This window comes from Fervidibacillus halotolerans, assembly GCF_026547205.1.
Taxonomy (GTDB): Bacteria; Bacillota; Bacilli; order Bacillales; family Caldibacillaceae; genus Fervidibacillus; species Fervidibacillus halotolerans.
This window is the reverse complement of the sequence record NZ_CP106877.1, coordinates 2,487,045-2,500,218: the sequence shown is the minus strand read 5'-3', so window position 1 is coordinate 2,500,218 and position 13,174 is coordinate 2,487,045. Positions and strand designations below refer to the sequence as shown.

Genomic DNA, 13,174 nt, shown 5'->3' with positions numbered 1-13,174 from the left:
GGCGTCTATTCGAAGGAATATCGACTTTTAGCCCCTTCTTTTTTATTCATTTAATAACTCTTTCATAAATTCAGGTAATATGAAACAACTTTCCAAAATTTTCCGATTAAAATACTTTGTTTTCACGTTCTCTTTTCGTGCAGCTTTAGGATCGATTGGATATTTTTTAGAACCGATCGTAAAGCTCCATAATCCCCCTGGATATGTAGGTACGACGGCGGTATAGGTTTTTGAATCAGGGAAAAGGTTGCGAATGTGCGTAACCGTCTGTTTTAAAATCGATTGATGAAAAATGGGCGATTGGCTTTGGCATACCATGAGACCGTCTTCTTTCAACGCCCGTTTCAAACTTGCGTAAAAGTCGTATTCAAACAATACTTCTGCAGGACCGACCGGATCGGAGGAATCGACGATAATACAATCGTATTCATTTTCCTTTTCTTTGACGAATTTCACACCATCGTCAAAAATAAAATGAACCCTTGGATCGGATAAATTCCCGGAAACTTCCGGTAGATGGGTTTTACAAGCTTTCACGACGAGTTCATCAATTTCTACCATATCGATCTGTTCAATTCCTTCATATTTTGTTAATTCACGGGCAGCACCGCAATCCCCTCCACCGATAATTAATACTTTTTTCGGATTTGGATGGAGGTGAATCGGAACATGGGTAATCATTTCATTATAAATATGACCATCGATTGCAGTCGTTTGAACGACCCCGTCGAGAACGAGTGTCCGACCGAAATCGGCTGTGTCGACGATGGCTACATGTTGGAAAGGGGATTGTTCAGAAAAGAGAATATCTTTTAATCGGTAACGAATTTGTAAATTCCCTCGGTCATCTTCCGTCAACCAGAGGGAGCCATCTTTGTTTTCAATCCAGTTTACGTCTTTCATATAAAAACCTCCTTTTTCTACATTCGAATCGTTGGTGGAAATGGGAAAAGATAAAAGGGTGGAATATTTCCATGTAACGATATTTTTTTGTAAAATAAAGTGGAATAAATTACGTAACCATTATGGGAAAAAAGGTGATGAAATGCAAGTTTCTTATCAAACGGTCCTTAAAAAAATGGAAGAAAAGGTAGTAGAGGCGAAAAAAGAAACATCGGAAGTGAAAATACGAGAACACATACAGGCTATTAAAACTTTATGTGAAGTTCTTTTGGAAGAACAAATGGAAATAAAGCAAACATCGTTCCAAAGTAAAATGGTTGAACAAAAACCGATATCGATGGCCAACCGTTTTGAGACAGAAAAGGAAGAGGGAGATTCCATCTTTGATTTTTAATCGTTGATAAAGGGGGAAATAGGAAGTGAATGTATTTTTATTTTTCGGTGCATTAAATGGATTTTTATCCGTTGCCCTCGGTGCTTTTGGAGCCCATGTCTTGGAAGGAAGAATCGATCCGAAATATATCGATACGTGGCAAACGGGGGTTACATACCAAATGTTACATGCCGGTGCATTACTGGCGATCGGTCTTTTAATCGATAAATTTCCCGGAAACGGGTTATTGACGTGGTCAGGTTGGATGATGTTCATCGGAATCATTTTATTTTCCGGTAGTTTATTTGTACTCAGCTTAACAGGAATCAGTAAGCTCGGCGCGATTACGCCCTTTGGTGGTGTATCCTTTTTAATCGGTTGGTTCCTGTTAATGATCGTTTCGGTCAAATTATTTTAAAATAAATCGACGAAAAAGGGGGCTGTACTTTTGAACAGCCCCAATTTTTATCGAGGTGCGTAGGTTGCTCCTTGATTTGCACCGATGGGATATTCGTAATCTAATTCCTCTTCAAATACGGCGTAATTAAAATAGACTAAGGGAAGTAGATATCGATATCCAGATTTCGGATCACTTAAAATTAAATGGTCTCGTCCAGCGGCTTCCACGATTCCTTGAAATATTTTCGAATTCCATTCTTTACTCCCTTCAAAGGACATGTAGACGGTTACCCGTTTTCCTTTGTTCAGTCGAAAAATATTTTCGATATAGGATTGTTCGACGGGGAGCATCCCTGGTATTTGTGGATCCGTTACACCTACTCCGGGAGTTTGAATTGTAGAACCGCTCGGAACTTGTGGAAAATTTGGGGTATTTCCCATCCATGATTGTTGAGCCGGTTGGGCATAATATTGTCCAAAGTATGGTCCCATTTGCCGGAAGTACGGATAATAAGTCCATTGATTCGCCATGATATGAAACTCCTCCTTTATTTAATGATCTTCACCTTAACACGGACAAACATGAATCAATTGTACTCAACCGTATTGCTGCGAAAAAATGAAAGGGATAACAAGTACGTGAATTAGTAAACGCTCGGGCAAGCCGTTTGGGTAGGAGAGTAAAAACAATGGGATTTATATCTTCCCGTATTCCACTGGTCGTACCATTGGGCAGGACAAGAACCTGTTGGTCGAAAAAACCAAAGGGAATAAGTAGACGGGTGGAACCTTTCTCCTCGAATAATTCGTTTTGCCAAATTGATTTCGTTTTGTCTTGCCCCTTGATAAAAATATCCTTTTTGTACCGCCTCAAAGCCACCAGGGGATTGGTACACCATTTGGGTGATGGTTCGAATATTTTCAAAATCTAAGCAGGTCGATCGAACCCGATTGACGGCGACATTTCCAACCATTAACATACCGAGATTCCCCTCGCTTTCGGCCTCAGCTCGAATTAAACGGGCCAGTAATTTCATCTCCTCTGTGTTGTATTGAATAACCGCCAATGCGCTTCCCCCATTTCGAATAGATGACGTTTCTATTACCCTTTGAAAAAATGTTCATTTATTTATATGAATGGATTTTTAGGACTATGCCAAAAACCTTTTCCCGTGTATAGGATGGGTCGCTTATCGGGAAATTTTTTCAAAAAAAATCGCTCCCATAGAGGAAGCGATTTATGAAAAATTAGGAATCAATGTGGAATAATTGCTCAACCTTTTCCCGATTCAAAATCGTACCGACAAAAAACGATCCAAACTCGCCGTATCGGGCGCTCACTTCGTCAAATCGCATTTCATAGACTAATTTTTTAAATTGAAGAACATCGTCGGAAAATAAAGTTACACCCCATTCCCAATCATCGAACCCAACGGAACCGGTAATAATTTGTTTTACCCGGTCTCCGTAACTTCGACCAATTTGTCCATGGCTCTGCATCAATGTTTTTCGCTCGTCCATTGGCAACATATACCAGTTGTCGTTCCCTTGTCTACGCTTATCCATCGGGTAAAAACAGACATATTTCGTCTTTGGTAAGGAAGGATATAAACGGGATCGGATATACGGGTTCTCGTAAGGATTCCCCTTATTGTCATCGGATAAATAATTGCTTAATTCTACAACAGATACATGGGAATAGGCAGGAAGTAGAAATTGTGCTAGCTTTAATTTATTAAATTCTGTTTCGATCTCATTTAATTCTTCCATCGTCGGGCGTAAGATCATAAGCATGAGATCTGCTTTTTGACCGACGATCGAAGCGATGGTGTGGCTACCTTTTTCTTCTTGGGCAGTACGGTTCCAGCGGTCCACCAATTCATAAAATTCATCTAGGGCAGATCGTCTTTCTTCTTCCGTTAGCTCTTTCCAGCTCGCCCAATCAATGGTTCGAAAATCATGTAATGTATACCAACCGTCCAATGTTTGTACAGGTTCACCCATGAAACATTCCTCCTTTGTTTAATTCAACCATAATATAGCACATAGCTAATTGAAAAATCTTCTCAAACACTTCCGACAATTTTGTGAAAGGGCTATAATATATCTTCTGTTAGCCCATGATGGAAGGAATTTGAAATGATTATTTAAATAGAAACCTTGCAATTTATTTCACAAGTAGTATTCTTAAAATGGATATGTAAGTAAGGAGGATATAAAATGATGGAAGTGGATGTTTTTACGATTGCAAAGGAAAAAATCAAAGGAAAAAATCGAAGGATCGTCTTTCCTGAAGGATTAGATGCACGGGTTTTAAAAGCCGTTTCCAGATTAGCTCAAGAAAATATTTTAAATCCGATCGTGATTGGAAATGTTGATGAGGTGACAAAAAAAGCGGAAGAAATCGGTGTATCAATCGACGGAGTAACAATTATCGATCCTGAACATTATCCGGATTTTGACGGATTAGTTGAGAAATTCGTCGAACGACGGAAAGGAAAAGCTACCGTTGAAGAAGCAAGCAAATTGTTGAAGGATGTCAATTATTTTGGAACGATGCTTGTTTATATAAATGAAGCGGATGGTTTGGTTAGTGGAGCGATCCATTCTACAGCGGATACGGTAAGACCTGCATTACAAATCATTAAAACGAAGCCGGGTGTGAAAAAAACTTCCGGAGCGTTTGTCATGGTTCGAGGCGAAGAAAAATATGTTTTTGCCGACTGTGCTATTAATATTTCCTTGGATGCTCAAGACTTAGCGGAAATTGCTGTAGAAAGTGCCAAAACAGCAAAGATGTTCGATATTGATCCGAAGATTGCCATGTTAAGTTTTTCAACGAAGGGATCGGCGAAATCCCCGGAAACCGAAAAGGTGGCAGAGGCAGTCAAAATTGCAAATCAATTGGACCCAAACTTGATTATCGATGGAGAAATTCAGTTTGATGCAGCATACGTTCCAGAAGTAAGTGAGAAAAAAGCACCGGATTCCGTTATAAAAGGGGACGCGAACGTATTTATTTTCCCGAGTTTGGAAGCAGGGAATATCGGATATAAAATGGCCCAACGTTTAGGTGGCTTTGAAGCGATTGGTCCGATTCTCCAAGGGTTAAATGCACCGGTAAATGATTTGTCCCGTGGATGTAATGATGAGGATGTATATAAATTGGCCATCATATCCGCAGCCCAAAGCATATAATTGCTTCTGTGACATGGGGGTAGACTCGCAACATCGATTGGTTGGAGTCTGTCCTTTTTCGTAAACAATCCTATATCGATAAAAGTAGTTTTCGTAGAAGGGAAAACGGAAGGGGGATCCTATGGAAGAAGCGACGTCCCTTTTAATACAAGACCGATGGCGAGTCATCGATCATTCTACAATCGGGTTACGATCGAATCCGATCGATTCCTTTGCGACCGACGATACATTATGTGAATCTGTTGGAAAAGGACTCTCACCGGCGGTTGCACGGACATGGGTTCATCTTCCATATATTTCGCTAGGCATTCAAGATGTTCGTTTGCCAAATTTAAAAGAAGGATTACAATTTTTAAAAGAACAAGGGTACGATTATATCGTTCGTACATCCGGTGGATTGGCGGTCGTCCTCGATGAAGGGATTTTCAATATGACCCTCATTTTTCCAGAAAAGGATCGGGGTATTGATATTAATCGAGGCTATGAAGCGATGTATCAATTCGTGCAAAAAATGTTTCGTGATGTGACGAATCAAATAGAGGCACGGGAAATCGATGGTTCATACTGTCCCGGGTCGTACGATTTGAGCATCGATGGGAAAAAATTTGCCGGTATTTCCCAACGGAGGTTAAAACATGGGGTGGCCGTGCAAATATATATGGCTATTTCCGGCAGTGGAGGGAAAAGGGCTGAATTGATCCGGGAATTTTACAATCGGGCAATCAATGGCCAGCAAACGAATGGAAAGTATCCCCAAGTTCGACCAGAAGTCATGGCTTCCCTATCGGAATTATTACAAATGGAATTAACGATCGACCAATGTATGACCCGATTTTTCAGTACCCTCCAACATTTTAGTAAAGCAACGGTCATAAATAGTGAAATGACGGCAAAGGAACGAACACTTTACGAACATTATCTGAATCGTATTGTGGACAGAAATGATAAATGGTTACCGAAAATAGACGAATAAATCATATACATTTTTGGAAAAGGAGATCGAAAAAAGGTCGGGCATTTGTACCGACCTTTTTTCACTGATATCCGTACGGTTATGGTTGTTCGTCTTTCTTTCCCCTTTTTCCAAAGGGGGGTGGGTTATTCCGCCAATTTTTCCAAATTTCCGTTTCGGTCCATTTTAAATTTTGTCGTTGGTTTATCCTCATCTTCCAGTAATACAAATTTTCTAGCACGATTTAAAATTTTCACTAACGTTTCATAATCCTCTTGCATCGTCGTAGAATTTTCTTCTAATTCAGCCACCTTCTTTTCTAACTCCTTATTTTTCTTTTCCAATTCTTGAATTTCTTTTTTTAATCTTTCATTCTCTGTTTTATATACTTCCATTTGTAAATTGGAATGATTGAAGTTTTGTAAAAAGTGAATAACATCTTGTAACGTAATCGACGACTTTTGTCCTTTTTTCGCCGAATTTTCATCGCTTTTTCCCAATTGATGTTGAGCGGAAGGTAGATTGCCATCTGTTGAAAACTCTGTCGTCAATTCCAATTCTTCCGGTGATGGCATCGGTGGCTGATACAATAATTTTTTCTTCCCGCTATGATCCTTCCCTAATAGTCGTTGCCGCTGTTTTCGTTGTTTTTTTGCCAATTGAAGGGCCTTTTCATACTTATGTCGAACGACTGCATTCCACCGAAAACCACAAGCCGCACTCGTTCGATTTAGTTTATCTCCCACCTCCTCAAAGGCGTTTAATTGTGTACTACCTTCCCTTACATGCCGCAAAACCGTTTCTGCCAAAAGCAAGTCATTTTCTTCGGTCCAAGCATCTTGACGTACTTTCATCTTCTCAACTCCCATTTCTTTATGAATTTTTCATAGGTTTATTTTTATCATGGACAGCTTTTATGTGATTTATACGATAAGAGATAAAAGGATGATAGTTTTTATAAATTTTTTAAAACAGGCGACATCAAAACATTTTGTTATTCTTTTTCCGATCAATTCGAATTTAAAAACGGGTCTGATCGTGATCGTCTATTGGATATTCTTGATTTCATCCTAGACAGGTTGTACAATACGATATAGTTCATTTAAAATAAACGGAAGGGATTGTAAAAAAATGGCAAACGAATTTCGGGTTTGCGATGACTGCCAGGCAGTGAATTTAAAAACGTTAATTCCTAAACTGAAAAAATTGGATCCGGAAGCAACGATTCAGATCGGTTGCCAATCTTACTGCGGACCCGGACGTAAGAAAACGTTCGCTTTTGTGAATAATCGTCCCGTTGCAGCTTTTACAGAAGAAGAATTGATTGAAAAAATTAAAGGACGTTTGAAATAAATGGGAAGACGCCTCATCGGATTGGGGCGTTTTTTATCCTTTTTAATCGAAAAGTGTGGACGATGAAGTTCCTATATGGAAAAAAGGGGAAGAAAAACGGAGGAAAATTTGCCTCCATTGTAATGAAATGGGATGGGAAAACCGATATAATGGATACAAGATGATCAAGGAAGAGGGGAAATTATGTCCTATTCCACGAAAAAACTTAGTGAAGAAAAGGTGTTTAAGGACCCCGTACATCGTTACATACATGTTCGCGATCAAGTGATTTGGGATTTGATCGGGACGAAAGAATTTCAACGTTTGAGGAGAATCAAACAATTAGGTACGACTTTCCTAACGTTTCACGGAGCGGAACATAGTCGATTTAGCCATTCCCTCGGTGTTTATGAAATCGTACGTAGAATCGTCGACGATGTGTTTAAAGGGAGAACGGAATGGGACGAATCGAATCGACTGCTCGCCCTTTGCTCCGCACTGCTTCATGATTTAGGACACGGCCCATTTTCCCATTCGTTTGAAAAAGTATTCCAATTCGATCATGAATATTTTACACAGGCGATTATTTTAGGGGATACGGAAGTGAACGGAATTTTACGTGCTGTTGAAGAAGATTTCCCACAAAAGGTTGCGGAAGTGATTGCAAAAACGTCGGAGAATAAAGTCGTTGTCAGTTTAATATCTAGCCAAATCGATGCAGATCGGATGGATTATTTACAACGGGATGCATATTATACCGGAGTGAGCTACGGTCATTTTGATATGGAGCGAATTTTACGCCTTATGCGCCCGTGGGAAGATCAGGTCGTCATCAAACATAGTGGCATGCATGCAGTGGAAGACTACATTATGAGTCGCTATCAAATGTATTGGCAAGTGTATTTTCATCCGGTAACAAGAAGTGGAGAAGTCATATTAAATAAAATTTTACAGCGGGCAAAGGAATTATACGAACAAAAATACCAATTTAAACACGAACCGAAACATTTTTACTCCTTGTTCGAAGGGAACTTGACGTTAGAAGATCATCTCAATTTGGATGAAGCTGTCGTATTGTATTACTTCCAAGTGTGGCAAAAGGAAGAGGACCCTATTTTACGAGATTTATGTCACCGTTTTTTAAATCGTAATCTATTCAAATATATTGAATTCGAACCGTCAAATAATGAATATAAGAAATATATGTCGCTCGTTAAACTATTTGAACAGGCGAATATTAATCCAGAATATTATTTAGTAATCGATTCTTCTTCCGATTTGCCTTATGATTTTTACCGACCGGGTGAAGAAGAAGAAAGACTCCCGATCCATTTACTGATGCCCGGGGGAGAACTTCGTGAACTTTCGAGGGAATCAGAGATTGTTGAAGCGATTAGTGGGAAAAGAAGGACGGATCATAAATTGTATTTTCCGATGGACATCCTAAAGGAAAAACAAATGGATGAATCGGTGAGAAAAGAAATTTTCGATTTATTACATATTACTTGAAAAAATTCGGATCCATTGAATGAAGCAAGAAGCCAGGAGTGATCTACATGTTATTAGAACATGCGAAACTATTAGGTGCCATCCGAGTAACTGGTGAGGTGGTCGGTAGAAAAAAATTACAAAAAATGATTTATATTGCAAAAAAACTATCCTTTCCATTTCAAGAAAAATTTGAATTTCATTTTTATGGCCCCTACTCTGAAGAACTAACGTTGCAAATTGAAGAATTAATTAATATGGGTTTTTTAATGGAACAAAAAGAAAAAAAAGGGGGATATATCCAATATCGATATCGATTGACAGAAAATGGGGAAGAGTTTCTGAAAACCGTCCAGTTTAAAAACGATCCGGCATTGCAATCTTGCCTCCTTCATATGAATGAACAAAGTGCTCGATTTTTAGAACTTGTATCCACTGTATTGTATTTTGATTCATTATCAAAGGATGATATTATCGAAAAAATTGCTAAAGTTAAAAGAAAACAAAATTACACGGAGGAAGAAATCGAGGAAGCTTTTCAATTTATTCATAAATTGAAAAGGGAGATTACCCATTGATCCATTCCTTAATTACTTCCGTGCAAACCACAAAATTTAAATGAAGTTGTTTACAATTCGTGATAAAATGAAATGAGCGATTTGTACCAATGGATTTTTTTAAGATTTCAAATGAAAAAGGAGTTCACTGATGGAATTTTTTGAAAGACTATTCAGCTTTCTAGCTTTTAATTTGGAAGATTTACCTTATGTTATTATCACCCTTGTGATCGCCTTTTCTGTCCATGAATTCGCCCATGCTTATGTCGCATATAAATTTGGTGATCCAACGGCAAAAAATGAAGGGCGCCTAACATTAAATCCCGCTGTACATTTGGACCCAATTGGAACCCTTTTATTATTGATTGCAGGATTTGGATGGGCCCGGCCTGTACCGGTTAACCGCTTTCGTCTAACAAATCCCCGATTAGGTGGTGTCCTTATTTCGTTGGCAGGACCGGTGAGCAATTTGCTTTTGGCTTTGATTGGCGGTGCTTTCCAGTTTTTTATCCTTTCCATCGGTTCGGATGGAATGGCAATGGCGATGTTATATAACTTTTTTTACATGTTCACCTTTTTAAACGTCGTTCTTTTTGTATTTAATTTATTACCACTACCTCCTTTAGATGGATATCGAATTATTGAAGACTTAGTTTCCAATGACGTCAGGGCGAAAATGACCCAATTTGAAGCATATGGAACGATTATCTTTTTAGTGCTCGTATTGATCGATCCCCTTTATGAAATGACGATCGGTCCGATTTTACGAAATGGAATTGGATTTGTCTTTACAAATATTCAATACTTTTTTGCATCCCTATTTTTAGGTTAAATCCTTTGAAAAAGTTGAAGGAAGATCCTTGGAACGATTTGGAAGAAATGGCATTGATCACGGTCTTAAAAAAAGATACATGGCGGTAAAAAAGGAGGGATGGTTCGTCTATGGGAGAGAAAAAGAAAAATAAGTCCGTTCAGTTCACCATTATTAAAAATGATCCGACGGACGGCCATAAAAGTTTTGGAGCGGGGACTTTAAATTTGGAAAATGTTACTCCTGTTTTTATCGATGTGGAAGAGAAAAAGGCCTTTATTGACTTCGGAGCAATGCATGCAAGAAGTGCTGTAGAGAAGGGAATTAAGTTTTTACCCGATAAAAAGGAAGTACCGAATGGAAAGCCTTATTGGCTCGTTTGGGTGACGATCGAACGGAATGAGGAGGGTCCTTATTATCACGGGGTTACCGCTTGTGAATTAACGGTCGATCGAAGTATACGGAGGGGCTACAAATCCTTACCGGAGCATGTAAATCGAATGGATAAATCATTAAAAGGCCATATCATCGTTTCCCATATGGATCCATCATCGAAATGTGTATTAGCGGAATTTTTACAAACCGAGGGCAAAGACATGTGGGAACGGTCCAATAAACAATTGCACGAAGATTTAGAGTGTACATCGAATGAATAAACGTGAAAATAAAAAGCGCAGAGGTCCTTTACCTTTGCGCTTTCCCATTTCTATCCATTTCCCAACGGAATTTCCCCATCTTAATCGTTCAAGTTGGTGAAAATAATGACAGAGCATTTCAGTTGTCTTTCATATATTTATTACCGAAACCAGTCGAACAATCGTTTATACCAAGGTTTTTTCTCATTCTCGGTCGTCTCTGGTACATCCTCTTCCCATGGAATGTGTTCGATACAATATTCGTTCGGTTCGGTTCCTTCTAAAAAATAAGTGTACCGCTTGATCGGGCAATGTTCCGTTGCTAACAATCCGTTTTTCGGATCGATATTGACGCCAATGACCCCTTCAGTCGGTTTAAATTCCCCTACACGTTCATTTTCGAGTGCTTGCTCCATAAATGTTGCCCATATTTGTTTTGCAAATTGCTTTTCGATCGTTTTTGTAATTTGCTTACCTTGATCGTAACCGGTCCAAACGGCCGCAACGAGTGTCGGCGTGTAACCGATCATCCAACTGTCCGTATTCGTCGTTCCCGATTTTCCGGCATATACGTTGGATAATTGATGAATAATCGATTGACCGGTTACCGATGCATAGCCGTTTAGACGGGGATCAAAAATACCAGTTAATAAATGATTTATAACGAAGGTCACGTCCGGATTCATCACACGTTGATTTTCCTGTTCGTTTTCGTAAATGACATTCCCTTCATAATCGACAACTTTTGTAATAAAAACCGGTTCGACGGACATTCCTCCATTCGCTAGATGACTGTAGGCGTTCGCCATTTCAATGAGGCGAACATTTGACGTTCCAAGGGCGGCGGAAGGCACCTTTTCGATTTTTGAAGTGATACCGAATTTCTTACCGTATTCGGCTAATGTATCCATCCCTAGAAATAGATGGGTTTTTACAGCGTATACATTGTCCGATAAGGCTAACGCTTGAGCTAGTGTAATTTCCCCTTCAGCATAATTGTCATTAAAATTATGGGGGGTGTACGTCTTCCTTCCGTCATCATAGTGAAAGGTTGTTTTTTCACTTCTTAACAAGGTGGAAGGTGTATAGCCCTTTTCCAAGGCAGCATAATACAAAATCGGTTTAATCGTTGATCCCGGTTGCCTTTTCGCTTGGACTGCCCGATTAAAAGGACTTTCTCGATAATCTCGTCCACCGATTAAGGCCTTCACATAACCGGTTTCCGGGTCCATCGCAATGAATGCGGCTTGAATGTCCGAATCGTTAGCGATAATATTCGTAAAAGTATGTTCAGCAATTGTTTGCATATGTGGATCTAACGTCGTATAAACTTTTAACCCACCTAAAGCAATCGTCCGGTCATCGAGTCCAATTTTATTTTTTAATTCGAATCGGACCACATCTTGGAAATAAGGGGCGATTGGTTCAGGAGCCTCCGTTTGTAATCCGATTAATTGAATATCCTCCTTTGCTGCTATTTCCGCCTCATGTTCCGTAATCCAACCAATTTTTTTCATTTCGGATAGGATAAGCTGTTGCCTCTTTTTTGCATTTTCCATTGATAGAAAGGGAGAATAATGGCTAGGTCCCTTTGGAATGCCAGCTAATAACGTTGCTTCCGCGAGCGTCAAATCCTTTGCACTTTTTCCAAAATAATAATGACTCGCTGCCTCTACCCCATAAACCCCATGACCGTAATAGATCGTATTTAAATACCCCTCCAAAATTTCCGATTTCGAATAATTCGTTTCCAAACGGACGGTATAAACCGCTTCTTTTATTTTTCTTTTCCATGTTTTTTCATGACTTAAAAATAAGTTTCTCGCGTATTGTTGGGTAATGGTACTTCCCCCTTGTACCTTCGCAAGTGCTTTTAAATCGGCTAGGAGGGCTCCGATTATTCGCTTTATATCGAACCCGATGTGGGAATAAAACCGTTTGTCTTCGATGGCAATTGTCCCACGGATTAAATGGGGAGAAATATCTTGTAAATCGACCCAATAGCGCTTTTGGCCGTTACTTGTTTCACCTATAATTTGCCCATCATTGGCATAGTATACGGTCGTTTGTGGAACTTCAAGGGGAGGTGGTCCAAAGAATTTGGCGGTCGTATATATTCCGGTAATCAAGAAAAAAATAACAATAACTAATAAAGAAGCGATAAATGAGGTCGTTTTTATATATTTCCACGTTTTTTTCAAATGTTCATTGATTGAAAGTTCCAAAGTATTCCCCTCCTTTATACCTTTATACAAGTGACGACAACACCTTTTTAAAATTATGGGAAAAAGAATACGAGCTTAAACGTAGGAAAGGTAAAAAAGGGAAAAAAGGCGGGTGGGAATAGATATTTTTCCAAAATGTTTATTGAACGTATACACGGTCGGAGGAAGAAATGATACGAATCGAACACATCATCCCCCCTTGTTTTTATTGAATTTATATAGCAAAATAGAAATATTAGAGATTGTTCGGAACAAGGGGAAAGGAGTATATATCTGCTTCCTTTGAAAATAGAAGGATGTG

General features: G+C 39.2%; 15 protein-coding genes. 9 read left to right on the top strand and 6 right to left on the bottom strand.

All coding sequences use genetic code 11. The annotated features are described in order from the left end of the window. Nucleotides 1-42: 42 nt before the first annotated feature. Entirely contained in the window at nt 43-903 is an 861-nt protein-coding gene (gene speE / locus OE105_RS11715; RefSeq protein WP_275420358.1) for a polyamine aminopropyltransferase, read from the bottom strand. Between the two features lie 40 nt (nt 904-943). Here speE and OE105_RS11710 point away from each other — a divergent pair, with 40 nt between their 5' ends. Both OE105_RS11710 and OE105_RS11705 read left to right on the top strand, forming a co-directional pair. Next, a complete protein-coding gene (locus OE105_RS11710; RefSeq protein WP_275420357.1) occupies nt 944-1,297 on the top strand; it encodes a YwdI family protein in 354 nt (117 codons plus the stop codon). A 25-nt stretch (nt 1,298-1,322) separates the two neighbouring features. Beyond that, nucleotides 1,323-1,694 (top strand): DUF423 domain-containing protein, encoded by a 372-nt coding sequence (locus tag OE105_RS11705; protein ID WP_275420356.1) that lies wholly within the window; start codon nt 1,323-1,325, stop codon nt 1,692-1,694. A gap of 47 nt (nt 1,695-1,741) precedes the next feature. Here the strand turns inward: OE105_RS11705 and gerQ are convergent, their stop codons facing one another. The 3 genes from gerQ to hemQ form a co-directional block, all read right to left on the bottom strand. Then, complete coding sequence (gene gerQ, locus OE105_RS11700) at nt 1,742-2,206, bottom strand: spore coat protein GerQ (RefSeq protein ID WP_275420355.1); 465 nt, start codon at nt 2,204-2,206, stop codon at nt 1,742-1,744. Nucleotides 2,207-2,319: 113 nt separating this feature from the next. Beyond that, nucleotides 2,320-2,742, bottom strand: coding sequence for a cell wall hydrolase (locus OE105_RS11695; protein WP_275420354.1), 423 nt, complete (start codon nt 2,740-2,742; stop codon nt 2,320-2,322). 181 nt (nt 2,743-2,923) lie between these two features. After that, on the bottom strand, nt 2,924-3,679 hold the full coding sequence (gene hemQ / locus OE105_RS11690; RefSeq protein ID WP_275420353.1) for a hydrogen peroxide-dependent heme synthase: 756 nt from the start codon (nt 3,677-3,679) through the stop codon (nt 2,924-2,926). Nucleotides 3,680-3,898: 219 nt separating this feature from the next. Between hemQ and pta the strand changes: the two genes are divergently transcribed. Both pta and lipL read left to right on the top strand, forming a co-directional pair. Then, nucleotides 3,899-4,873 carry a phosphate acetyltransferase gene (pta, locus tag OE105_RS11685; RefSeq protein ID WP_275422179.1) on the top strand — a complete coding sequence of 325 codons (975 nt, stop codon included), beginning with the start codon at nt 3,899-3,901 and terminating at the stop codon, nt 4,871-4,873. Between the two features lie 121 nt (nt 4,874-4,994). Then, nucleotides 4,995-5,846 carry an octanoyl-[GcvH]:protein N-octanoyltransferase gene (lipL, locus tag OE105_RS11680; protein WP_275420352.1) on the top strand — a complete coding sequence of 284 codons (852 nt, stop codon included), beginning with the start codon at nt 4,995-4,997 and terminating at the stop codon, nt 5,844-5,846. 125 nt (nt 5,847-5,971) lie between these two features. On the opposite strand, the gene OE105_RS11675 is transcribed toward lipL, so the two are convergent. Beyond that, complete coding sequence (locus OE105_RS11675) at nt 5,972-6,679, bottom strand: RsfA family transcriptional regulator (protein WP_275420351.1); 708 nt, start codon at nt 6,677-6,679, stop codon at nt 5,972-5,974. A 277-nt stretch (nt 6,680-6,956) separates the two neighbouring features. Here OE105_RS11675 and OE105_RS11670 point away from each other — a divergent pair, with 277 nt between their 5' ends. The 5 genes from OE105_RS11670 (at nt 6,957) to OE105_RS11650 (ending at nt 10,669) form a co-directional block, all read left to right on the top strand. Further along, nucleotides 6,957-7,178 (top strand): YuzB family protein, encoded by a 222-nt coding sequence (locus tag OE105_RS11670; RefSeq protein WP_275420350.1) that lies wholly within the window; start codon nt 6,957-6,959, stop codon nt 7,176-7,178. A gap of 183 nt (nt 7,179-7,361) precedes the next feature. Continuing rightward, the gene (locus OE105_RS11665) at nt 7,362-8,666 is read left to right on the top strand and encodes an HD domain-containing protein (protein WP_275420349.1); all 1,305 of its coding nucleotides are present in this window, start codon (nt 7,362-7,364) and stop codon (nt 8,664-8,666) included. 47 nt (nt 8,667-8,713) lie between these two features. Then, entirely contained in the window at nt 8,714-9,223 is a 510-nt protein-coding gene (locus OE105_RS11660; protein WP_275420348.1) for a YwgA family protein, read from the top strand. Nucleotides 9,224-9,353: 130 nt separating this feature from the next. After that, a complete protein-coding gene (locus tag OE105_RS11655; protein ID WP_275420347.1) occupies nt 9,354-10,034 on the top strand; it encodes a site-2 protease family protein in 681 nt (226 codons plus the stop codon). 110 nt (nt 10,035-10,144) lie between these two features. Then, nucleotides 10,145-10,669: a YwhD family protein gene (locus OE105_RS11650; protein ID WP_275420346.1), complete on the top strand. Its 525-nt coding sequence runs from the start codon at nt 10,145-10,147 to the stop codon at nt 10,667-10,669. A gap of 140 nt (nt 10,670-10,809) precedes the next feature. On the opposite strand, the gene OE105_RS11645 is transcribed toward OE105_RS11650, so the two are convergent. Continuing rightward, a complete protein-coding gene (locus OE105_RS11645) occupies nt 10,810-12,873 on the bottom strand; it encodes a transglycosylase domain-containing protein (RefSeq protein WP_275420345.1) in 2,064 nt (687 codons plus the stop codon). Nucleotides 12,874-13,174 lie beyond the last annotated feature (301 nt).